This window comes from Streptomyces sp. NBC_01306 (assembly GCF_026340465.1).
Classification (GTDB): domain Bacteria; phylum Actinomycetota; class Actinomycetes; order Streptomycetales; family Streptomycetaceae; genus Streptomyces.
In genome coordinates this window covers 389,438-411,138 of record NZ_JAPEPC010000002.1, presented here as the reverse complement: position 1 = coordinate 411,138, position 21,701 = coordinate 389,438, and the positions used below count along the sequence as shown (strand labels likewise).

The 21,701-nt window shown below is 70.2% G+C and carries 18 protein-coding genes; 16 read left to right on the top strand and 2 right to left on the bottom strand.

What is annotated here, in order from left to right:
- Positions 1–33 precede the first annotated feature (33 nt).
- Genes OG385_RS34940 through OG385_RS34920 form a run of 5 tightly spaced genes read left to right on the top strand, consistent with a single transcriptional unit; the run spans position 34 to position 7,136 of the window.
- Positions 34–1,245 (top strand): type II secretion system F family protein, encoded by a 1,212-nt coding sequence (locus OG385_RS34940; protein WP_266861962.1) that lies wholly within the window; start codon positions 34–36, stop codon positions 1,243–1,245.
- Positions 1,242–1,682 carry a prepilin-type N-terminal cleavage/methylation domain-containing protein gene (locus tag OG385_RS34935; protein ID WP_266861961.1) on the top strand — a complete coding sequence of 147 codons (441 nt, stop codon included), beginning with the start codon at positions 1,242–1,244 and terminating at the stop codon, positions 1,680–1,682. The genes OG385_RS34940 and OG385_RS34935 overlap by 4 nt, the downstream gene beginning before the upstream one ends.
- Entirely contained in the window at positions 1,679–2,203 is a 525-nt protein-coding gene (locus OG385_RS34930; RefSeq protein WP_266861959.1) for a type II secretion system protein, read from the top strand. Before OG385_RS34935 ends, OG385_RS34930 begins: the two co-directional genes overlap by 4 nt.
- On the top strand, positions 2,200–6,027 hold the full coding sequence (locus tag OG385_RS34925) for a hypothetical protein (protein WP_266861957.1): 3,828 nt from the start codon (positions 2,200–2,202) through the stop codon (positions 6,025–6,027). The genes OG385_RS34930 and OG385_RS34925 overlap by 4 nt, the downstream gene beginning before the upstream one ends.
- Positions 6,024–7,136 carry a type IV pilus twitching motility protein PilT gene (locus OG385_RS34920; RefSeq protein ID WP_323183960.1) on the top strand — a complete coding sequence of 371 codons (1,113 nt, stop codon included), beginning with the start codon at positions 6,024–6,026 and terminating at the stop codon, positions 7,134–7,136. Before OG385_RS34925 ends, OG385_RS34920 begins: the two co-directional genes overlap by 4 nt.
- 177 nt (positions 7,137–7,313) lie before the next feature.
- Here OG385_RS34920 and OG385_RS34915 read toward each other — a convergent pair whose 3' ends face one another.
- Positions 7,314–8,279, bottom strand: a complete 966-nt coding sequence (locus OG385_RS34915) for a pirin family protein (protein ID WP_266861955.1) — start codon at positions 8,277–8,279, stop codon at positions 7,314–7,316.
- A gap of 278 nt (positions 8,280–8,557) precedes the next feature.
- Here OG385_RS34915 and OG385_RS34910 point away from each other — a divergent pair, with 278 nt between their 5' ends.
- From OG385_RS34910 to OG385_RS34895, 4 genes are all read left to right on the top strand, one after another.
- A complete protein-coding gene (locus OG385_RS34910) occupies positions 8,558–9,217 on the top strand; it encodes a pyridoxal 5'-phosphate synthase (protein WP_266862186.1) in 660 nt (219 codons plus the stop codon).
- 150 nt (positions 9,218–9,367) lie between these two features.
- The gene (locus OG385_RS34905) at positions 9,368–10,039 is read left to right on the top strand and encodes an ABC transporter permease (RefSeq protein WP_266861953.1); all 672 of its coding nucleotides are present in this window, start codon (positions 9,368–9,370) and stop codon (positions 10,037–10,039) included.
- Positions 10,036–10,710, top strand: coding sequence for an ABC transporter permease (locus OG385_RS34900; RefSeq protein ID WP_266861951.1), 675 nt, complete (start codon positions 10,036–10,038; stop codon positions 10,708–10,710). Before OG385_RS34905 ends, OG385_RS34900 begins: the two co-directional genes overlap by 4 nt.
- Complete coding sequence (locus tag OG385_RS34895) at positions 10,707–11,657, top strand: ABC transporter substrate-binding protein (RefSeq protein WP_266862184.1); 951 nt, start codon at positions 10,707–10,709, stop codon at positions 11,655–11,657. The genes OG385_RS34900 and OG385_RS34895 overlap by 4 nt, the downstream gene beginning before the upstream one ends.
- A gap of 95 nt (positions 11,658–11,752) precedes the next feature.
- Here OG385_RS34895 and OG385_RS34890 read toward each other — a convergent pair whose 3' ends face one another.
- Complete coding sequence (locus tag OG385_RS34890; protein ID WP_266861949.1) at positions 11,753–12,910, bottom strand: ABC transporter ATP-binding protein; 1,158 nt, start codon at positions 12,908–12,910, stop codon at positions 11,753–11,755.
- 363 nt (positions 12,911–13,273) lie between these two features.
- Between OG385_RS34890 and OG385_RS34885 the strand changes: the two genes are divergently transcribed.
- From OG385_RS34885 to OG385_RS34855, 7 genes are all read left to right on the top strand, one after another.
- Entirely contained in the window at positions 13,274–14,812 is a 1,539-nt protein-coding gene (locus OG385_RS34885) for a sugar ABC transporter ATP-binding protein (protein ID WP_266861948.1), read from the top strand.
- The gene (locus tag OG385_RS34880) at positions 14,809–15,834 is read left to right on the top strand and encodes an ABC transporter permease (RefSeq protein WP_266861946.1); all 1,026 of its coding nucleotides are present in this window, start codon (positions 14,809–14,811) and stop codon (positions 15,832–15,834) included. Before OG385_RS34885 ends, OG385_RS34880 begins: the two co-directional genes overlap by 4 nt.
- Complete coding sequence (locus tag OG385_RS34875; protein WP_266861944.1) at positions 15,831–16,859, top strand: ABC transporter permease; 1,029 nt, start codon at positions 15,831–15,833, stop codon at positions 16,857–16,859. The genes OG385_RS34880 and OG385_RS34875 overlap by 4 nt, the downstream gene beginning before the upstream one ends.
- The gene (gene rhaS / locus OG385_RS34870) at positions 16,856–17,983 is read left to right on the top strand and encodes a rhamnose ABC transporter substrate-binding protein (protein ID WP_266861942.1); all 1,128 of its coding nucleotides are present in this window, start codon (positions 16,856–16,858) and stop codon (positions 17,981–17,983) included. The genes OG385_RS34875 and rhaS overlap by 4 nt, the downstream gene beginning before the upstream one ends.
- 59 nt (positions 17,984–18,042) lie before the next feature.
- Positions 18,043–19,485: an L-fucose/L-arabinose isomerase family protein gene (locus OG385_RS34865; protein ID WP_266861941.1), complete on the top strand. Its 1,443-nt coding sequence runs from the start codon at positions 18,043–18,045 to the stop codon at positions 19,483–19,485.
- 133 nt (positions 19,486–19,618) lie between these two features.
- A complete protein-coding gene (locus OG385_RS34860; RefSeq protein WP_266861940.1) occupies positions 19,619–20,917 on the top strand; it encodes an alpha/beta fold hydrolase in 1,299 nt (432 codons plus the stop codon).
- 39 nt (positions 20,918–20,956) lie between these two features.
- A complete protein-coding gene (locus OG385_RS34855) occupies positions 20,957–21,688 on the top strand; it encodes a PIG-L deacetylase family protein (protein WP_266861938.1) in 732 nt (243 codons plus the stop codon).
- Positions 21,689–21,701: the final 13 nt, after the last annotated feature.

Sequence of the window (21,701 nt, the reverse complement as noted above, 5' to 3'; positions counted from 1 at the left end):
AAGCTCTGACACTGGAAACCAGGAGGCACCGGCATGGCCACCTTCAAGTATGTCGCGGTCGGCCCGGACGGGAAGCGGGCCACCGGCGTGCTCACGGGCTCCAGTGTCGACGGCGTGACCGACAGCCTGACCCGGCAGGGCTACGACGTGCAGTCGGTCACCGCCGCGAGCCGCAACCTGCTCCAGCTCGAACTCACCGCGGCGAAGATCAACCTGGTCGAGCTGAGCAACTTCTCCCGCCAGATGGGCGCCTTCATCAAGGCCGGAGTGCCCATCCTGGACGCCCTGGAGATCATCCGCGCCGAGACCAAGGACAAGAAGCTGGGCAAGGTGCTCATCGATGTCATGGACTCGCTGCGATTCGGCGAAAGCTTCGCCGCCGCGATGGCCGCCCACACCGCGGCGCTCCCCCCGTTCTACATCTCCGTCCTCCGCTCGGCAGAGGCGACCGGTGAACTCGACGTGGTGATGGCCCAGTTGGCCCGCTACATCGAGCGCGACGTCGAGGGCCGGCGCAGTATCCGCTCCGCCCTGACCTATCCGATCCTGGTCATGGGTCTGGCCGTCGTGGTCGTCCTCATCCTCGTCATCTTCGTCCTGCCCCGTTTCAAGGTGTTCTTCGCGTCCTTCCACGCGGAACTGCCGCTGCCGACGCGGATCCTGCTGGGCTTCACCGACTTCGTCACGGCCTGGTATCCGGTCATCATCGGCGTGCTCGTCGCTCTCGTCGCGGCAGTGCTCGCCGGTCTGCGGACCGAGCGGGGGCGAGTACTGCGTGACCGTTTCCTGCTGGCGACGCCGGTGGTCGGCGACGTGGTCCGCTTCATGGTCATCGAACGGTTCTGCCGCATCCTGACCTCGATGATCAAGGCGGGCGTGCCCATCACGGAGGCGCTCAGCCTGGCCGGCTCGGGCGCCAACAACCGGGTGTACGAACGGTCCATCGGGACGGCCCAGGTGGAGATGCTCGAAGGCGGCGGCATCTCCCGGCCGATCGCCCGCACCAAGCTGTTCCCCGGAGCGGTCACCCAGATGATGCGCGTGGGGGAAGAGACCGGGACCCTCGACGACCAGCTTGAGAACGTGTCGGAATTCTACGAGAAGGAACTCCAGCACAAACTCAAGCGGCTGACCAGCCTGTTCGAACCGACCGTCGTGATCATGATCGGGGTCGTCGTGGGGTTCGTGGCCGTCGCCCTCATCTCGGCGATCTACGGCGTCTACAACCAGGTGAACGTCCAGTGACCGGCCTGGCACGCCGCCCACACCACTCACGTCACCGCGGCGAAGAGGGCGAGACTCTGGTCGAGGTTCTCGTCGCCGTGGTGCTGATGGGTGTTGCCTTCGTGGCGATCCTCGGGGGCATGGGCACCGCGATCATCAGCTCGGTGACGCAGCACAAGGTGACCAGTGCCGATTCCGTCATCCGCAGCGCCGCAGAGAAGGTCGTCAGCGACCCGTACGTGTCCTGCGCCCGTAGTTACGAGACTCCGGCGCCGCCGACCGGTTACACCGTGACCGTCACGATCGAGTACTGGGACGGGGTGGGGGCGTTCAGCCGGCCCTGCCCTACGGCCGACACCGGAGTGCAGAAGGTAACGCTCACCGTGCACCAGACCGGCCCACACCCCGTCAGGGACGCGACGCTCGAAGTGGTCAAGCGGGAGTCGATGCTGTCATGACGACACAACAGCCGACTGTGCGCTCGGAGTCGGGGTTCACCCTGACCGAATTGCTGGTCACGATCGTCATCCTGGGCATCATCGGGACACTGCTGCCCAAGGCGATCATCCTCGGACTGCGGTTCACCGCGGGCACCGAGAAGCGGGTGGCCGCCACCAGCGCGCTGGGCACCCTCAACCGCTACTTCTACGGCGACGTGCAGAGCGCGGACACCGTCACGACCGACCCGGCGTGCGGCGTCACCGACGTGATCGTCCACCTGAGCCGGCCCGGCACCGACGTCGTCTACACCTACGACCGGCCGACCGGCGCCCTCAACCGGGTGAAGTGCACCGACGGAGGTGTCGTCACCACGTTGCTGGGCCGGATCGACAACCCCGCATCGACCCATCCGGTGATTCTGAGCTGCGGTGCCGAGACCTCGTGCACCCCGCCCATGGAGGTAACGCTGACCGTGCAGAGCGACCCCGCCGCGCCCGCGACGGCCCTCACCGCCGTCCGACGATCGAGCTCGTCATGACCGGCCGCCTGAATCCGCGCCGCCTGCGCGGCGACGAACAGGGCGCGACACTGATCCTCGCGCTGGCCTTCGTCGTCGTCTTCAGCCTGGTCACCGTGTCGGTCCTGTCCTTCGCCGGTACGGGACTGAAAGCCGCGAGCGTGTACGTCGACCAGGGCAAGCGGAGCTACAGCGCGGACGGTGCCACGCAGCTCGCGATCAAGAACTTCTCGCAGGGCAACCCGTGCGCCGACTACACCGGCCCGCCGATCAACGGCCGGCAGATGATCGTCCACTGCGACCCCCTCAACGCGTCTCCCGCAACCGCGCGCGCGACCCAACCGCAGGACGCGCTGCGCAGCATGGGCCGGACGGCGAAGGACGGCATCAACGTGACCACGCACGGTCTGCGCGTGCAGGGCAGCGTGTTCTCCCACTCGGACATCACCACCGGCGCCGGTGCCTCGATGAAGGTGTCCGGCGACGTGTCCGCCGTCGGCGACTGCTCCAGTGCCGTGTCACAGACCCAGCTGCCCCCGGCCCAGGCGCCGTACGTGCACGACTGCGCCAACGACACCCCATCGGCTCCCGCAGACGAAGTCGTGGGCGCCGACCCGGACTACACCCCGCCCGCCACGGCCGTCCCGGTCCGGCAGACGGTGCCCGCGTGCCCCGACGCCGGTTCCTGGCTGGTGCGGTTGCAACCCGGCTACTACGACGACGCCCGCGCTCTCACCCGCCTCACCGGTGGCGATTGCCACAACGTCGTCGTGTGGCTGCAACCGGGCATCTACTACTTCGACTTCACCTTCACCGGCGGCACCGCGGTCTGGACGGTCGACGACCCCACGGTCAGCGTGGTCGGCGGCACGCAGGCAGGCTGGGATCCCGGGGCCCCCGCCCGCCCGGCCATCCCCGGCCCGGGCGGTTGCGACAGAACGCGGCCCGAAGGCGTCGAGGTCATGATGGGCGGCGGCAGCCGATTCCAGGTCGACCGTGGACACGCCGAACTGTGCGCCCCGGTGACGCCGGACGCGCAGCAGGTGGCGGTGTACGGGGTCCAGCCGCCGAAGCCGTCACACACGCTGAAGCCGACAGCGGTGGTCACGAACACCGGCTTCGCCAACCCGGGCCACGCTCTGACCAGTGGCGAACAGCCGACCCTGCCCGGGTGTTCGCAGCCAACGGGCACCGCGAGCTGCACGGCCGACGCTGTCCTCGACCCGGCGAAACGTCAGTCGGCCTCGATGCAGCTCGCCGGCTTCACCCCGCAGGTGCCGCCCGGCTCGGTCATCACCAGCGCGAAGCTGCGTGTCAGGCACGAGGACGACGGTGACCTGACCGCCCCCGGCGCGGTGAAGGTCACCACCGCCGTCGGCGGAGACACCTGCCGCACCGACAACCTGCCCCGGCACACGGCGCTCGCCACGGATCCCCCGATCGACCTGCTGGGTGCGTGCGGGCTCACCGACCCGACTCGGCTCACCGACCTGGCAGTGACCTACGCCGCCACCCTGGACACCGACGGCACCTCCGCCAAGGAACGCCTGGACGGCATCTGGCTGGAGATCGCCTACCGCACACCGACCACGTTCAAGCCGACCGCCGTGACCGCATCGACCGGGTTCACCGCTACCGGCACCCATCCCAACGACGCCCTGGAGATCGGCGAGCAGCCGACACCATCGGTGGCCGGCGCCGATCTGACCACGGCGGTCCCGTCCGCCTCGATCACCCTGGGAGGGTTCGGCCGGCCGCCCCTGCCGCCGGGGTCGACGATCGACTCCGCCGTGCTACGGGTGGCCCATCGGGAGACCGGCGACGCGGCGGCGCCCAGAATCACCGTCACCCCCGGGGACGGCGGTGGCGGTTGCACCAACCTGCCGCTCACCGCGCGGGCCGGCCTGGGCGACGACCGTGTCGACCTGAAGACATGCGGTATCACCGACCCCGCACAGCTGACCGGCCTGACCGCGACCTACGCCGCCGGACTGAAGGCGGGCGGCGCAGCGGGCGCCGATTCCCTGGACGGCATATGGCTCGAAGTCGTCTACGACCCGCCGCCGCCCCGGCCGGCGACGAGCGCGGAGTCGACGACGTTCACCTCCGCGAGCAGCGCCAAGGCGATCGACGGCGCCAACACGGCCCACGCCACACTCGACTCGGTCACCAGGCCGACCGCCACCATCGACCTCGGCGGTTACGACACCCCTGGGGTGACGCCAGGCTCGGTCCTGGACGGGGCCCTGCTGCACGTCGCGCATCGCGACGATCCCGGGGCGGCCGGAGGACCGCCGCCGAAGGTCGCGGTCACCCTGACCGGGCCCGGCCTACCCCACTCCTGTACCACCTCGCAGAAGCTCGCAGCGCACCAGGACGCCCTGACCACCGACACCCTGGACCTGGTCGCCACCTGCGGACTGACCGACCCCGCCCAACTGAGCGGCCTGGTCGTGACCTACACCGCCGCTCTCGGCGCCGGCAGCACCACCGCCACCGACCAGCTCGACGGCGTCAGCCTGGAACTGTCCTACCGCCCCCCGACCCCGGTACGGCCCACCAGGGCGACCAGCACCGCGACGCCCACCGCCGCCGCGTTCCTCAACCCCAAGAACGCGCAAGCGATCGACACCACCACCTCGACCTCGACGCTTGCCACGGCCACCCCGTCGGCGTCGATCCGGCTCGACGCGTTCGCGACGCTGCCCCTGCCGGCGGGGGCGGTGATCGACAGGGTCGAGCTGCGCGTATCCCACCAGGACGACGACACCACCCCGGCACCGCACTCGCCGACGGAGCCACCCACAGCCGCGCTGACCGTCTCCGGCACCGGTTCCGCCTGCGACGCGGACCATGCCCTGACCGCCCATGAAGGGGCACTCGGTGTCGACGTGGTCGACCTCGGAGCCTGCGGGGTCACGAAGGACGACCAGTTGTCGAAGCTCGCTGTCGACTATGCGGCGACGTTGGGCAAGGGCAGTACCGACGCCACCGACCAGCTCGACGGCGTCGAGCTCGACATCGTGTTCCGGGCCCCGTCCATCAGGGCCCTGTCCGGCTGCGTCACCGCGAGCAGCGGCTGCGCGGTGCTGAAGTCGGCCGACGACGCCGACACGACGACCGATCACAGCCGCCTGGTGATCAACGGCACCGTCTACGCGCCGACCGCCGCCGTCGACCTGTCGATGAGCCAGGTCAGCTCGCAGGTCGTCACCCGCGGCATCATCGCCCGGACCATCGATCTCGGTATCAGCCCGACCACCGGATACCTCCGTCCGGTGATCGGAATCCCACCGGAGCCGGTGCTGTTCACGACCTATCCGGCCGTGACCGCGAAACCGGCGTCGGTCACCGCGATCACCAGGTTCACACCCCCGGATCCCGGCGCGCCCGTCGACGTAACGGACGCCACCATCCCCGGCGGTGGCCAGGCGTCCCTCACGTTGGGCGGCTACGCCCAGCCGGCACCGGCCACGACCGGACCGCTCGACCACGTCGTCCTGCGGATGGCGCACCACGACGACGGCGATGTGGAGTCGGTGAAGATGTCGGTGGACTTCACCGGCAGCACCTGCTCCGGCGTCAACAATTCACTGGACGTGCCGGTCCATCTCGGTTCGAGCGGCCCGGTGACCGACCAGGTCGACCTGGCACCGTGTGGCCTGACCAAAGCCTCCCAGCTGGCCGGGCTGACCGTGACCTATACCGTCACCGCCGGGAGCGGCGGCGCGACCGAGCACCTCGGCGGCACCCGGATCGACCTGCTGTCCGGCCCGCTCGTCCAGGCCGCCGTGTCCTTCGACGGCCACGCCGGCACCGTCAAGCAGTGGACGGTCCTGCCATGAGCAAACACGCCACCTTGGAGGCCACCATGCCCGGGCCGAGTTCCGCGAACATTGACCACCTGCTCGGTGAGCTGTGGGAGCGGGGCGGCAGCGACCTGCTGCTCACCGCCGGATCGGCGCCGTTCCTCCGCGTCGACGGCGCCCTGCGACCGGTCGAGGGGGCCGCGCTGACCGAGCCGGAGGTCGATCGCCTGGTGACCGGGGTGCTGGGCGAGGAACTCACGGAACGGTTCCGCCAGGAGAAGCAGGTCGATTTCGCGTTCAGCTGGGGGGAGAAGGCCAGGCTGCGCGGGAACGCTTTCGTGCAGCGCGGCGCGTCGGCGCTGGCGCTGCGGATCATCCCGTTCGACGTGCCGTCGTCCGAGCAGCTCGGGCTCCCCCCGGTCGTCATCGGATGGGCGGGCATGCCGCGCGGGTTCGTGCTGGTCACCGGGCCGACCGGTTCTGGGAAGTCGACAAGCCTGGCGGCGCTCCTCGACTACGTCAACACGCACCGGTCGGTGCACATCCTCACCATTGAGGACCCGATCGAGTACCTGCACCGGCACAAGCGCTCGGCGGTCAACCAGCGTGAGGTCGGTACCGACACCGACTCGTTCCCCGCCGCGCTGCGCTCGGCCCTGCGCGAGGATCCCGACGTCCTGCTCCTCGGCGAGATGCGCGACCCGGAGAGCATCTCCGCGGCCCTGACCATCGCCGAGACCGGGCACCTGGTGTTCGCCACCCTGCACACCAACGACACGTCGCAGACGCTGGACCGCATCGTCGACGTGTTCCCGGCCGAGCAACAGCCGCAGATCCGGCTGCAATTGGCGCACACCCTGGTCGGCATCCTCAATCAGACGCTCATCCCCCGGGTCGGCGGGGGCCGGGTGGCCGCCTTCGAGGTGCTGGTAGGCACGTCGGCGATCCGCAACCTGATCCGCGAGGGCAAGACTCGCCAGATCCGCAACATGATCTCGACCGGCCACCGTGAAGGCATGCAGACTCTTGAGACCAGCATCAACGCCCTCGTCGCGGCAGGCACCATCGCCTACGAGGACGCCGTGTCGTACACGGCCTGTCCGGAGGACATCCAGCGGCCCCACGTCCCGGTCGGCCGCATCTGACCGCTCGTTGGGCAGCGTCTCGAAGTGACAGCCTGGAGCACGGAGGCCGATCGCGCGGGATTCACTCCGCTCGACGACGTGTGCGCCCCGCGACGTGCCCGGACTTCACGTGGGCGTCTGTCGCCGGAGTCGGTGTTCGGCGCTCTTTTTCGGTCCGAGGTTCGGAATGTGTGCAGGTCAACGCACCCGACCTCGCGGCTTCAGGGCCACGGGGGGCAGTTCGGGGGCGGTGAGCCGATCGCCGTCGTAGCCCTTGACCTCACCGAAGCGGGTGCCCTCCTCCCAGTCCGAACGGGCCTGCGTGATCTCGTCGTTGGAGCGGCCGATGAAGTTCCACCACATGACGATCTCCTCCGCGAACGGCTCGCCGCCCAGCAGCATCAGGCCCGCGTCGGAGACCGCGCGCAGCGGCAGTTCCGTGCGTCCGCAGCCGAGGTAGAGCATCGAGCCGGGCTGGACCGGTACGCCGTCCACGGAGGCCTCGCCCGACATCGCCAGGACCGCGTACTCGAAGTCCGGATCCAGTGGCAGGGCCGCCTCCGTTCCCGCGGCGAGGGCCAGGTCGGCGCCGACCAGCGGGCTGTACGTCGTGCCGGGGGAGAGGGTGCCGTCGAGTTCGCCCAGAATGACCGTTGCCGTGAGACCCGGGGCCTGCACGGTCGGCAGGTTCGCGTGGTGCTGGAAGTGCGGCTCGACCGTGCGGTGGGCTCCGGGCAGTGCGACCCAGAGCTGCGCGCCGTGCAGATAGCGGGCGTGCTTGGCGGGGCTCTCCTCCGAGTGGCTGATCGCCCGGCCCGACGTCATGAGTCCCAGCTCGCCCGGGCGCACGGTCTGCAGGCTGCCCGTGCTGTCCCGGTGCAGCACTTCCCCCTCGTGCAGCCAGCTCACCGTCTGGAGGCCCATGTGGGGGTGCGGCGGGATCTGCATTCCGGGTTCGCCGGCGATGTCGTCGGGTCCGTAGTGGTCCACGAAGGCCCAGGCGCCGATCATGCGGCGGCCGAGATTGGGCAGCAGTCGGCGTACCTCGGTCGATTCGCCGAGTTTCACCTTGCGTGGGCTGAGAAGTTCGCGGACCGGCTCGCCCGGGACGAAGCCGCGGCCGCCGCAGACGGAGAGGGTCGCCTGGCGATCGAGATTGCTCATGCTGCCCAACCTAGACCCGGGGTGGGGCGCCGCACATCCGATGACACCTCTGGACGCGAAGGCGGCCGCAAGTACGCTCCGGCGCGACCGCAAGTGATCTGCTCGGCACGAGAGTTGTGGCTTCGTGGCCAAGGGCGTGCGAAACCACCGCCGGCAGCGTTATGTTCCATTACGGAACTAAATGCACGGCTACGCGGACGGATGGAGAGACAGTGGGTCAGCACCTCGCGGATACAGCGGCGGAGGCCGGCGGCACGGACGTATCGGGAGCGGGCAGTCTGCCTGCGAACGGGCTGCGTGAGCTGCTCCGGGGCCTGGACGTCCTGTCGGGGGAACTGCCCGAGTTCGACCCGGGCGCCGCCCCGGCGGATCCCACTGCGCTCTTCACCGAATGGCTTCTGGGGGCAGTGGCAGCAGGCGTTCCCGAACCGCACGCGATGACCCTCTCCACCGTGGACGCCCAGGGGGATCCCGCCGCGCGTGTGCTGATCCTCAAGGGCCTGGACGCGAACGGCTGGAAGTTCGCCGTGCACGGCGAGAGTCCGAAGGGCCGGGAGCTGGCCGGACGCGGGCGCGCCGCGCTCACCTTCTACTGGCCCCTCCAGGCGCGACAGGTACGGGTACGGGGCCCGGTGGCCGGCGAGTCCGCCGAGCGGAGCGCGGCGGACTTCCTCGCGCGCTCCCCGGCGGCCCGTGCCGGGGCGCTGCTCGGTCTCCAGAGCAGGCCGCTCCAGGACCTGGTGGAGCGGGACGAGGCGACCCGTAAGTCGCTGGAACGGGTCGGCCGCGAACCGGGGCTCGTCCCGCCGGAGTGGACGCTTTGCGCACTGCGCCCCGAGAGCGTCGAGTTCTGGCAGGGGGACGGCGACCGCCGGCACACCCGGCTCAACTACCACCGGAACGGGGAGGGATGGGACAAGTGCCTGCTGTGGCCCTGACAGGTCGCTGAGAACCGCGTTCATCCTGGCCCCGGACGCCCCGGACGGATTACGGCCCCGGGTGTCCCGGGCTCCTGACCGTCCCGCTCCGCACACCCGAACGGGCCATCAGGGCGGGCACCGCCCCCGGCGTCGGACTCCAATGGACGGATGACCGCGCCTCCGCACGACTGCCTCGCGCGCAATGAGTGGATCTGTGGTGCGTATCTGTCGACCCGCAAGTCCATCCTCTGGGACGCAGCCCTCCAGCACGTCCAGCTGACGGCCGTCTCCGTGCTGGTCGGGCTGCTGCTCGCCGTCCCCCTCGCCGTAGCGGCGCGTCGCTGGCGGTGGGCCGCAGGTCCGGCGCTCGGGATCACCACCGTGCTCTACACGATCCCGTCCCTTGCGATGTTCTCGCTGCTCCTCCCGGTGTACGGGCTCTCCGCCTCGCTGGTGATCGCCGGGCTCGTCCTCTACTCGCTCACTCTGCTGGTGCGGAACATCCTCGCCGGGCTGCGCGCCGTGCCAGAGGAGACCCGGCAGGCCGCCCGGGGCATGGGATACGGGCCGATCCGGCTGCTGCTCGCCGTCGAGCTGCCGCTGTCGCTCCCCGCCGCGATGGCGGGACTGCGTATCGCGACCGTCTCGGCCGTCTCACTCGTCACCGTGGGCGCCATCGTCGGATACGGCGGTCTCGGCAACCTCATCTACAGCGGGATGAACAGCTACTTCAGGGCCCAGGTGCTGACAGCCTCCGTGCTCTGCGTGCTCATCGCCGTCGCCGCCGACCTCGTACTCCTCGGTGTGCAACGGCTGCTCACACCATGGACCCGCGTATGAGCACGCTCTCCTCCGCCTGGTCCTGGCTCACCAGCCCGGCCAACTGGTCCGGCAGCGACGGAATCACCCACCGGATCACCCAGCACATCTACCTCACCGTCGTCTGCCTCGCGCTGAGCTGCCTGATCGCGCTGCCGGTCGCCGTGGTGCTCGGTCACATCGGCAAAGGAGGTGCGCTCGCCGTCAACATCTCCAACGTCGGACGTGCCGTCCCCACCTTCGCCGTGCTCGTCCTGCTGCTGCTCACGCCGCTCGGTAAGCACGGTGAATGGCCGACCATCATCGCGCTGGTGCTCTTCGCCGTACCGCCGCTGCTCACCAACGCCTATGTCGGGATGCGCGAGGTCGACCAGGACGTGGTCAGTGCGGCCCGGGGGATGGGCATGACAGGGCGACAATTGCTGTTTCACGTGGAACTGCCGCTTGCGTCGCCTTTGATCCTCACCGGGATGCGGATCGCCGCCGTACAGCTGGTCGCCACGGCCACCCTCGCGGCGCTCGCCGGCGGTGGCGGTCTCGGACGCATCATCACCGCCGGTTTCAATCTCGCCTCCACGCCGCAGGTGGTGGCGGGCGCGCTGCTGGTAGCCGTTTTCGCGTTGCTGGTGGAGGCGGTGTTCGTGGTCGGCCAGCGGCTGGCGCCCGCGTGGGCGAGAGGCAGTACGGAGTGAGGGCGCGCCGGGCCGGAACCCGGCTGCTGCTGGGATCGCTCCTGTTCACAGTCACGGCCTGCACCACCGGCCCCGCACTGGAGAACCGCGGAACGGTCACGGCGCCGCCCGGCGACAGCAAGCAGCTGACCATCGGCACCGCGGGCTTCACCGAGAGCGATCTGCTCGCCCAGATGTACGCGCTGCTGCTGCACCGGGCCGGATACCGCACCGGCATCCTGTCCGTGACCAACAGGGAACTCTACGAACCGGCCCTGGAGAGCGGACAGATCGACGTCGTGCCGGAGTACGCCGCCACCTTCGCCGACTGGCTGAACACCAAGGTGAAGGGCTCAGGGGCGCCGCCCGCCGGATCGCCCGACCGCAAGGCCACCATGAAGGCTCTGCGCGGCCTGGCGACACCGCGCGGTCTCACGGTCCTGAATCCGGGACGGGCCGTCGACCAGAACGCCTACGCGGTCACCGCGGCCTATGCCGCACGGCACCATCTGAAGACCCTCAGCGATCTGGGGAAGTCCGGACTCCCGGTGAGGCTCGCCGCCGGTGACGAATGCGTCCAGCGTCCCTACTGCGAGCCCGGGCTGAAGAAGACGTACGGCATCCGCATCACCGGGATCGACCCCAAGGGCGTCGGCACCACCCCGGCCAAACAGGCGGTGCAGAACGGGCAGGACCAGATGGTGCTGACGACGACCACGGACGCCACCCTCGGCGCCTTCGGCCTCGTCATCCTCCGGGACGACAAGCACCTGCAGAACGCCGACTGCATCGTGCCCGTCGTCAACCGGTCCCGCGCAGGGAGCCGCGGTGTCACCGGCGCGCTCGACCGGCTCAACGCCGTACTGACCACCAAGGACCTGGCGTCGCTCAATGAGCAGGTGGACAGCTGGCGGCGGCTGCCCGAGGACGTCGCCAGGAACTACCTGCGCTCGAAGCACCTGCTCTGAACGGCCCGCCGCCGCACCGCCGCACCGCCGCACCGCCGCACGGTTAGCCGCACAGTCAGCCGCACCGCCTCACAGCCGCGTAACCGTCAGCGCGCTCACACGTCCGCGATGGAGGTGAATTCCACCTCGTCCCGCGTGAGCCCGTGCGCGTCCGCGTCCACCGAGCGCCGCAGCGCCTCGTGCAGTTTGGCCGGAGTCAGCACACCGAGGAACCGGTCCCCGTCCAGCACCGCCACCCACCCGGCGTCGTGCTGCAGCATCTCGCTGAACGCCTGCTTCAGCGGCGCCCCCACCGGAACCCAGGCCTCCATCCGGCGGGCCAGCGGTCCCACCGCGCCGCTCGCCCCCAGGAGCGAGTCGGTGGCCACCCAGCCGTGCAGCCCGCCGTCCTGCCTCAGGACCACGGCCCACCGCGCCCCATCGGCGCGCAGGCGTCCGGCAACCGTCCCGGCCGTCTCGTCGAGACGGGCCACGGGCGGCTGTTCCAGGTCGTCCGTCTCGATCCGGGTGACGGAGAGCCGTTTCAGCCCGCGGTCGGCGCCCACGAACTCGGCCACGTAGGGAGTCGCCGGCGTACCGAGCACTGCTCCCGGGGTGTCGAACTGCTCGATGCGCCCCTCCCCGTACACCGCGATCCGGTCACCCATCCGCACGGCTTCCTCGATGTCATGGGTCACCATCAGCACCGTCTTGTGCACCGTCGCCTGGAGCTTGAGGAACTCGTTCTGCAGCCGCTCGCGCACCACGGGGTCGACCGCGCCGAACGGTTCGTCCATCAGCAGGACGGGCGGATCGGCGGCGAGCGCCCTGGCAACCCCGACCCGCTGCCGCTGGCCCCCGGACAGCTGCGACGGGTACCGCGACCCGTAGGTACCGGGGTCGAGTCCGACCAGATCGAGGAGTTCGGCGGCGCGCTCCCTGGCCCTGGCCTTCTTCCAGCCGACCAGGGCCGGCACGGTGGCCGTGTTGTCGAGGACCGTGCGGTGCGGGAAGAGGCCCACCTGTTGGATGACGTAGCCGATTCCGCGCCGCAGCCGGACCGGGTCGATGCCGGAGATGTCCTTGCCGTCCACCAGGATCCGGCCGGAGGTCGGTTCGATGAGCCGGTTCACCATCATCATCGTGGTCGTCTTGCCGCAGCCCGACGGGCCGACGAGGGTCACCAGTTCGCCCTCCGCGACCTCGAACGACAGATCGTCCACAGCCGCCGTGCCGTCCGGGTAGACCTTGCCGACCTGCTCGAACTCGATCATGGATCAACGCTAACCGCCGGGGCCGCACCGCGCTCACCAGCGGCACCTGCGGAGAACGGGCGCCCCTGGGCGCGTGATGGCCACCGGGCGGGGCCACATCCGGTGAACCATCCGGTGAACCGGTCCGGTGAAACGGGAGGCTGGGTCAGGATACTGAAACAAGCGATGAATCGTTTCAGTATCCCGAGGGGACGGTTGTTTGTCCAGGGCGGATTCCATGGGTGGCCCAAGCTGTCAGGCGCAGCGAAATTTTCTGCTGCACGCCCATTGACGTGGGGCGAACGGCGCCCCTAGCTTCCGTGCAATCGAGTTGAAACCTTTCATGTGTTCGAGGCGCGTACCCTCAGCCACCGAGGAGCTTCCATGACCCAGTCCGACCCGGGCGCGGGCCCTGCTCCCGTGCTCGCGCTGGAGGACGTCTCCAAGTCCTTCGGCGCGGTTCGGGCCCTCCAGGACGTCTCCCTGCACCTGTTCGCCGGTGAGGCTCACGCCCTCGCGGGGGAGAACGGGGCGGGCAAGTCCACCCTCATCAAGATCCTCGCCGGCGTGCACAGAGCCGACGCAGGCCGGATTCTGCTGGACGGCGAACCCGTCGAGTTCCATGGACCGGCCGACGCCCGCGACGCGGGTGTCGCCGTCATCTACCAGGAGCCGACGCTCTTCCCCGATCTGTCCATCGCCGAGAACATCTTCATGGGCCGTCAGCCGCGCCGGGCGCTGCGCCGTATCGACCGCAGGGCCGTGCACGAGGCGACCGCCGCGCTGATGCGCAGGCTCGGCGTGGCACTCGACCCCGCACGGCCCGCACGCGGACTGTCCATCGCGGACCAGCAGATCGTCGAGATCGCCAAGGCGCTCTCCTTCGACGCCCGGGTCCTGATCATGGACGAGCCGACCGCCGCCCTCACCGGGAGCGAGGCGGCCCGGCTCTTCGCGGTGGTCGAGACGCTGCGCGGCGAGGGAGCAGCGGTGCTCTTCATCTCGCACCGTCTTGAGGAGATGTTCCGGCTCTGCCGGCGCGTCACCACCCTGCGCGACGGGCGGCTGGTCGCCACCGAGCTCCTCGACGGACTGACCGAGGACGACCTCGTACGCCGGATGGTGGGACGTGACCTCGGCGAGCTCTACCCCAAGCAGCCGGCCGCGCTCGGTGAGACCGCCCTGTCCGTCAGCAGGCTGACCCGCGAAGGCGTCTTCCGGGACATCAGCTTCGACGTGCGCCGCGGCGAGATCGTCGCGCTCGCCGGGCTCGTCGGCGCCGGGCGCAGCGAGGTCGTCCAAGCGGTCTTCGGTGTCGACCGGGCGGACGCGGGCGAGGTGACGGTGAACGGGCGGCGGCTGCCCCCCGGTTCACCCACAGCGGCGATGGACGCCGGGATCGCCCTCGTCCCGGAGGACCGGCGCCAGCGCGGTCTCGTCATGGAGATGTCGATCGAGCGCAACATCGGCCTCACCGGACTCGGCAGCCTCGGCCGCGCGGGCCTGGTGCGCCGGAGACTGGAGACCGCGCGGGCCGCGGACTGGGCGGTACGGCTCCAGCTCAAGTACAGCAGGCTCGGCGCAGGCGTCGGAGTGCTCTCCGGCGGCAACCAGCAGAAGGTCGTCCTCGCCAAGTGGCTGGCCACCGAACCCGATGTGCTCATCATCGACGAACCCACCCGCGGTATCGACGTGGGCACCAAGGCCGAGGTCCACCGGCTGCTCTCCGGGCTCGCCGCCGAAGGGCTCGCCGTCCTGATGGTCTCGTCCGATCTGCCGGAGGTCCTGGGCATGGCGGACCGGGTGCTGGTCATGCGCGAAGGGCGGCTGGTGGCCGAAATTCCCCGCTCCGGCGCCACCGAGGAGTCAGTGATGGCCGCGGCGGCGGGACGCAGCGGTACCGAGGAGGACGCGGCGGCATGACCACCACGCTCGACAAGCCCCTGCCCGCACCGGACTCCGCGCGCTCCCTGCTCGACACCGTCTTCCGCGCCCGCGAACTGAGCATCGGCGGCGCGCTGGTGCTGCTCATCCTCTGCACCTGGCTCACCAACCACGGCTTCCTCGACGACCAGGGCATCAAGGACCTGCTGCTCAACTCCTCGATCCTGGTCCTGCTCGCCGTCGGCCAGTCCGTCGTCGTCATCACCCGCAACATCGACCTCTCGGTCGGCTCGGTCACCGGCCTCACGGCCTTCGCCTGCGGCCACTTCGTGTCCGGCACCGACCACAGCGCCGTCACCGTCGTCCTGCTGGGGCTCGGGCTCGGTGTGGTCTGCGGCCTCGTCAGCGGAGCGCTCGTCAGCTTCGGACGGGTGCCCGCGCTGGTCGTCACGCTCGGCATGCTGTACGTCGTCCAGGGCGTCGACCAGGCCTGGGCGCACGGCGAGCAGATCAACGCCGTCAACGTCCCCGACGGCGTGCTGTCGCTCGGCACCGGCAGCGTCCTCGGCATTCCCTATCTGCCGCTGATCTCCGCGGCCGTCCTCGCCGGGACCGCGTACTACCTGCGGAGCTACCGCAGCGGACGCGAGCTGTACGCCATCGGCTCCAGCCCCGAGGCCGCCCGGCTCGCGGGCATTCCGGTCCGCCGCAGGATCCTGGGCGCGTACGCCTTCTCGGGTGCGGTCGCCGGATTCGCCGGGGCGCTCTGGCTCGCCCGCTTCGGCACCGTCGTCGCGGACGCGGCCAACGGCTGGGAGCTCACCGTGGTCAGCGCCGTCGTCGTCGGCGGTGTCGCCATCACCGGTGGCACCGGCGCGGTCTGGGGAGCGGCGCTCGGCGCGCTGCTGCTCACCACCATCGGCAGCGCCCTGGTCGTGCTGAAGGTCGACTCCTTCTGGCAGCAGGCCATCACCGGCGTGCTGCTGCTGGCGGCCATCACCACCGACCGCATCGTGCAGGTGCGCACCACCAGTGCCCTGCGGAAGAGGAGCAGGCGATGACCACTCTCACCAAGTACGTGCGCTGGGACACCGTCGTCACCGTGCTCCTGGTCGCCGTCTTCCTGGCGGGGGCGGGCACCACCGACGGCTTCGCCGACACCTCCAACCTCTCCGCCGCGCTGGACGACACCGCGGAGATCGCCCTGATCGCCCTGCCGATGACACTGCTGGTCGTCGCCGGGCAGGTGGACCTCTCGGTGGCGTCGATGCTCGGGCTCTCCAGCGCACTTGCCGGGGCCCTGTGGGACGCGGGCTGGACCTTCGAACTGATCGTGCCCGTCTGCCTGTTGGTGGGTGCGGCGGGCGGTGTGCTGAACGGCTGGCTGGTCACCCGGATCGGACTGCCCTCGCTGGCCGTGACCATCGGGACGCTCACCCTCTACCGGGGACTGGCGTCCGTGGTCCTGGGGGACAAGGCCGTCGCCGACTTCCCCGACGCGTACGCGAAGTGGGCGGCCTACACCAGGACGGTGCCCGGCACGTTCGTGCCGTACCCGGTCGCCCTGTTCATCGTGCTCGCCGTGATCACGGCCGTGGTGCTGCACTGCACGGGGTTCGGCCGCTCGCTCTTCGCCATCGGCGCCCAGGAGGACGCGGCGTACTTCGCGGGCATCCGCGTCAAGCGCATCAAGATCGCCCTGTTCGCAGTGTCCGGACTCGTCGCCTCGTTCGCCGGGATCGTCTACACGCTGCGCTACGGAAGCGCACGCGCCGACAACGGCATCGGCCTCGAACTCACCGTCATCGCCTCGGTCCTGCTCGGCGGAGTCGACTTCGACGGCGGAAAGGGAACGCTCGGCGGCGCGGTCGCCGGGGTCCTGCTGATCGGACTGCTCGGCAATCTGCTCACCCTCAACGATGTGTCCAACGAGGTCCAGGTGATCGTCACCGGCCTGCTGCTCATCGCGTCCGTCCTCACTCCGCGCGTCATCAGCGCGGTATCGGAACGGCGCAGCACCCCCGACCAACTCACCCCCGGCCAACTCCCCGACCAGACACGACTTGAGAGGCCCTCCACATCATGAAGTCCCTTGTCGCGAACCCCCTTGCCCGGAAAGCTCTTGCCCCGGAAGCCCGCAGCACGAGGCCACGCATCCGTGCGCTCGCGGTCACCGCCGTGGTCTGTTCCCTCGCTCTCGCGGGCTGCTCGGGAACCACCAAGAACTCGGTGAAGAACGACGACAAGCCGGCCGAGAGCGGTCAGAAGGCCAACCCGGACGCCCCGCTGAAGAAGGGGCTCAAACTGGCCTTCCTGCCGAAGCAGATCAACAACCCGTACGAGCAGATCGTCGACAACGCGGGGATCGCCGCCGCCAAGGGGTTCGGCTCCAGCGGCAAGGAGGTCGGCCCGTCCGACGCCAAGGCGTCCTCCCAGGTCTCGTACATCAACACCCTGACCCAGCAGCGGCAGAACGCCATCCTCATCGCGGCCAACGACCCCAACGCGGTGTGCGGCCCGCTCAAACAGGCCATGAAGCAGAACATCAAGGTCGTCGCGTACGACTCGGACACCGCCAAGGACTGCCGGCAGATCTTCATCAACCAGGCCAGTTCCGAACAGATCGGCCGCACCCAGATCCAGCACATCGCCGAACAGCTGCACTACAAGGGCCAGATCGCGATCCTCTCGGCCACCCAGAACGCGACGAACCAGAACACCTGGATCTCGTACATGAAGGACGAGCTGAAGAAACCGGCGTACAAGAACATGAAGCTCGTGAAGGTCGCCTACGGGGACGACGACGACCAGAAGTCCTTCCAGGAGACGCAGGGGCTGCTCAAGGCGTACCCGAAGCTGAAGGGCATCATCTCGCCCACGACCGTCGGTATCGCCGCGGCCGCCCGGTACATCAGTGCCTCCTCCTACAAGGGGAAGGTCGTTGTGAACGGTCTGGGTACGCCCAATCAGATGCGCAAGTACGTCAAGGACGGCACCGTCGCGCAGTTCGCGCTCTGGGACCCCAAGAAGCTCGGCAAGCTCGCGTCGTACGCGGCGGCGGCGCTCGCCTCCGGGCAGATCACCGGGGCGGAGGGCGAGAAGTTCAAGGCCGGTGACCTGGGTGACTACACCGTCGGGAAGGACGGCGAGGTCATCCTCGGCCCGCCCACCGTCTTCGACAGGGCGAACATCGACCGGTTCAACTTCTGAGCCCCGCAACCCGCGCACACAGCGCACGCAGCACGGACAGGACGGGAGCACTGGACACCATGACCGCCAGGACCGCCAGGACCGCACGGACACCCGCCGTCGCCCGCAGGCCCAAGGTCGGACTCGTATCGGGCGGGCTCGGCGCGTACTGGCCGCAGTTCCCTGAACTGCTCCCGCAGTTGCGCCGCTCCGCGGCCAGGGTGGCGGAGCGGCTGCGCGGGCTCGACGCGGAGGTGGTGGACGCCGGGTTCGTCTCCGACGCCCAGGAGGGCGCGGAAGCGGCCGAGCGGCTGCGTGCCGCGGGCTGCGACCTCATCGTCTGTTTCCTCGCGACGTATCTGACCGCCACCATGCTGGTCCCGGTGGCCCGGCGCAGCGGTGCTCCCGTCCTGCTCGTCAACCTCCAGCCCACCGAGTCGATGGACCACGACTCCTTCGGTACCGGTGACTGGCTCGCGTACTGCGGCGCCTGTCCGCTCCCCGAGATGGCCAACACCTTCGAGCGGGTGGGGGTGGAGTTCCGCTCGGTCTCCGGTCACCTGGAGGACGAGCGGGCCTGGGAGCGGATCGGCCGCTGGGTCCGCGCGGCCGGTGTGCGGGCCGTGCTGCGCCACGGCCGGCACGGACTGCTGGGACACCTCTATCCGGGGATGTACGACGTGTCCACCGACCTCACCATGGTCCCGGGCAGCCTCGGCGGACATGTCGAGGTGCTGGAGATCGACGACCTGCGGGTACGGGTCGCGCAGGCCGGTGACGACGAGACCGAGGCGAGACTCGCCGAGACCCGGCGGCTCTTCGACATCGACCCATCCGTCGCAACCGACGACCTGCTCTGGGCGGCCAGGGTCTCCGCGGGGCTCGACCGGCTTGTCGCCGACTTCGACCTCGACTCGCTCGCGTACTACCACCGGGGCCTCGACGGCGACATCCACGAACGGCTGGGCGCCGGGCTCATCCTGGGCGCCTCGCTGCTGACCGCGCGCGGGATACCGGCCTGCGGCGAGTACGAACTGCGCACATCGCTGGCCATGCTGATCGCCGACCGGCTCGGCGCCGGAGGCTCCTTCACCGAACTCCAGGCGCTGGACTTCCGGGCCGGTGTGGTCGAGATGGGCCACGACGGCCCCGGCCATCCAGCCCTCAGTGAAGGACGCCCGCTGCTGCGCGGTCTCGGGGTGTTCCACGGGAAGCGCGGCTGGGGTGTCTCCGTCGAGTTCGACGTCCGGCACGGCCCGGTCACCCTGGTCGGACTCGGGCAGACCCGGGACGGCCGCTACCGGATCGTCGCCGCCGAGGGCGAGGTCGTCGGCGGTCCACGGCTGAAGATCGGGAACACCACGTCCCGGGTCGACTTCGGGGTGGACCCGGGGGAGTGGACCGACCTCTGGAGCGCGAGCGGTGTCGGGCACCACTGGGCGCTCGCCACCGGGCGGCTGCTGCCCGACCTGCGGGCGCTGGCCGGTCTCGGCGGCCCGGAACTGGTGGAGGTCACCGCCTGACAGCCCGTCCGACAGCCCGCCTGACAGCCCGCCCGGCGCAGCCGGCCGACCGCCCGACACCGCCCGCCGGACATGGTGGATCATGAGGGTGCCGCACGTCCGAAGGGTGCCGCACGTCCGATCAGGAGCACCGATGACCCGTTACCACCAGCCCGGCCTCGTCCTCACCGATCACCGGTTCCAGGTCCCCCTGGACCACGAGCGGCCGGACGGGGAGCAGATCGAGCTGTACGCCCGCGAGGTCGTCGCATCCGGCAAGGAGGACGCCGGACTCCCGTGGCTGGTCTACCTCCAGGGCGGGCCCGGATTCGGCGCGAACCGGTTCCACGGGAAGCAGGCCTGGCTGGGGCGCGCCGTGCGGGAGTTCCGGGTACTGCTGCTCGACCAGCGCGGCACCGGATCCTCCACACCCGTCAACCGCCAGACGCTTCCGCTGCGCGGCGGCCCCGCCGAGCAGGCCGGCTATCTGACGCACTTCCGCTCCGACTCCATCGTCCGGGACTGCGAGATCGTCCGCCCGCGGCTCACCGGCGGTGCGCCGTGGACCGTACTCGGCCAGAGCTTCGGCGGGTTCTGCGCCGTCCGCTACCTCTCCGCGGCACCCGAGGGTCTCGCCGCTGCGCTGATCACCGGCGGGCTCCCCACATTCGACGGGCACGCCGACGACGTCTACCGGGCCGCCTACCCGCGGATCGCCCGCAAGACGGCCGCCCACTACGCCCGCTACCCGCAGGACGTCGCCAACGCCCGCCGCATCGCCGCCTTCCTGCGCGCCAACCGCCCGGTGCTGAACAGCGGCTACACCCTCACCGTCGAGGCCTTCCAGTCCCTGGGCATCGCGCTGGGCGGCGGCGACGGCAGCCACGCCCTGCACTACCTCCTGGAGGACGCCTTCGTCGAGACCCCGCAGGGCCCGCAGCTCTCGGACTCCTTCCAGGAGCGGGTGCACGCTGCGCTCTCCTTCGCCGCGCACCCGCTGTACGCGCTCGTCCACGAGGCGATCTACGGCCAGGACAGCCGCCCCACCAACTGGTCGGCCGAGCGGGTGCGCGCCGAATTCCCCGCCTTCGACGCCGAGCGGGCCCTCGCCGGTGACGCTCCGCTGCCCTTCACCGGCGAGTCCGTGCACCCCTGGCACTTCGAGGTCGACCCGGCCCTTCGCCCGCTGCGCGAGACCGCCGAGCTGCTCGCCGCCCGTACGGACTGGCCCCGGCTGTACGACAGGGACCGGCTCGCGGCGAACGAGGTGCCGGTCGCCGCCGCCGTCTACCACGACGACATGTACGTCGACACGGAACAGGCGCTGCGCACCGCGCGGGCCATCCGCGGGCTGCGCACCTGGGTCACCGACGAGTTCGAGCACGACGGGGTCAGGGCCGGCGGGCCGCGGGTGCTCGACCGGCTGCTCGCGCTGGTCCGGGGTGAGGTCTGAGGCGTTGCCGCCGACGGCCGGGTGGGTGATCATGCGGTCATGACCGAGCAGCTGGAGCCCATGCCCGACCAGTGGGAGCGCGCACTCGCCGTCGTCGCCCACCCCGACGACCTGGAGTACGGCTGCGCCGCCGCCGTCGCGGGGTGGACGGACGAGGGGCGTGAGATCTCGTATCTCCTCGCCACGCGCGGCGAGGCGGGCATCGACGGCGTCGAGCCCGCCCGGTGCGGCCCGCTGCGCGAGCGGGAGCAGCGGGCGAGCGCCGCGGTCGTCGGCGTGCGGTCGGTCGAGTTCCTGGACCACCACGACGGAGTGATCGAGTACGGCCCGGGGCTGCGCCGGGACATCGCGGCCGCCATCCGCGGACACCGTCCCGAGCTGGTCATCACGCTCAACCACCGGGACACCTGGGGCGGTGTCGCCTGGAACACGCCGGACCATGTGGCGGTCGGCCGGGCGGTGCTGGACGCGGCCGGCGACGCGGGGAACCGCTGGATCTTCCCCGAGCTTGCCGCGCGGGGGCTCCAGCCGTGGAACGGTGTGCGCTGGGTGGCGGTCGCCGGATCGTCCTCACCGACGCACGCGGTGGACGTGACCGGTGGTCTTGAGCGTTCGGTGCGTTCCCTGCTCGAACACCGCACCTATATCGAGGCGCTGACCGACGAGGACCCCGAGACGTACTGCCGTACCTTCCTGACCGGGAACGCGACGGCGGCGGCCGCACGGTTCGGCGGCAGGCCCGCGGTCACCTTCGAGCTCTTCCCCCGGTGAACCGCACCCCCTA

Bases quoted from the DNA above. Each gene is read 5' to 3' on its own strand.
- OG385_RS34940 (WP_266861962.1), top strand. From the start codon at position 34: ATGGCCACCTTCAAGTATGTCGCGGTCGGCCCGGACGGGAAGCGGGCC.
- OG385_RS34930 (WP_266861959.1), top strand. From the start codon at position 1,679: ATGACGACACAACAGCCGACTGTGCGCTCGGAGTCGGGGTTCACCCTG.
- OG385_RS34925 (WP_266861957.1), top strand. From the start codon at position 2,200: ATGACCGGCCGCCTGAATCCGCGCCGCCTGCGCGGCGACGAACAGGGC.
- OG385_RS34920 (WP_323183960.1), top strand. From the start codon at position 6,024: ATGAGCAAACACGCCACCTTGGAGGCCACCATGCCCGGGCCGAGTTCC.
- OG385_RS34915 (WP_266861955.1), bottom strand. From the start codon at position 8,279: ATGAGCAATCTCGATCGCCAGGCGACCCTCTCCGTCTGCGGCGGCCGC.
- OG385_RS34905 (WP_266861953.1), top strand. From the start codon at position 9,368: ATGACCGCGCCTCCGCACGACTGCCTCGCGCGCAATGAGTGGATCTGT.
- OG385_RS34900 (WP_266861951.1), top strand. From the start codon at position 10,036: ATGAGCACGCTCTCCTCCGCCTGGTCCTGGCTCACCAGCCCGGCCAAC.
- OG385_RS34890 (WP_266861949.1), bottom strand. From the start codon at position 12,910: ATGATCGAGTTCGAGCAGGTCGGCAAGGTCTACCCGGACGGCACGGCG.
- OG385_RS34885 (WP_266861948.1), top strand. From the start codon at position 13,274: ATGACCCAGTCCGACCCGGGCGCGGGCCCTGCTCCCGTGCTCGCGCTG.
- OG385_RS34880 (WP_266861946.1), top strand. From the start codon at position 14,809: ATGACCACCACGCTCGACAAGCCCCTGCCCGCACCGGACTCCGCGCGC.
- OG385_RS34875 (WP_266861944.1), top strand. From the start codon at position 15,831: ATGACCACTCTCACCAAGTACGTGCGCTGGGACACCGTCGTCACCGTG.
- rhaS (WP_266861942.1), top strand. From the start codon at position 16,856: ATGAAGTCCCTTGTCGCGAACCCCCTTGCCCGGAAAGCTCTTGCCCCG.
- OG385_RS34865 (WP_266861941.1), top strand. From the start codon at position 18,043: ATGACCGCCAGGACCGCCAGGACCGCACGGACACCCGCCGTCGCCCGC.
- OG385_RS34860 (WP_266861940.1), top strand. From the start codon at position 19,619: ATGACCCGTTACCACCAGCCCGGCCTCGTCCTCACCGATCACCGGTTC.
- OG385_RS34855 (WP_266861938.1), top strand. From the start codon at position 20,957: ATGACCGAGCAGCTGGAGCCCATGCCCGACCAGTGGGAGCGCGCACTC.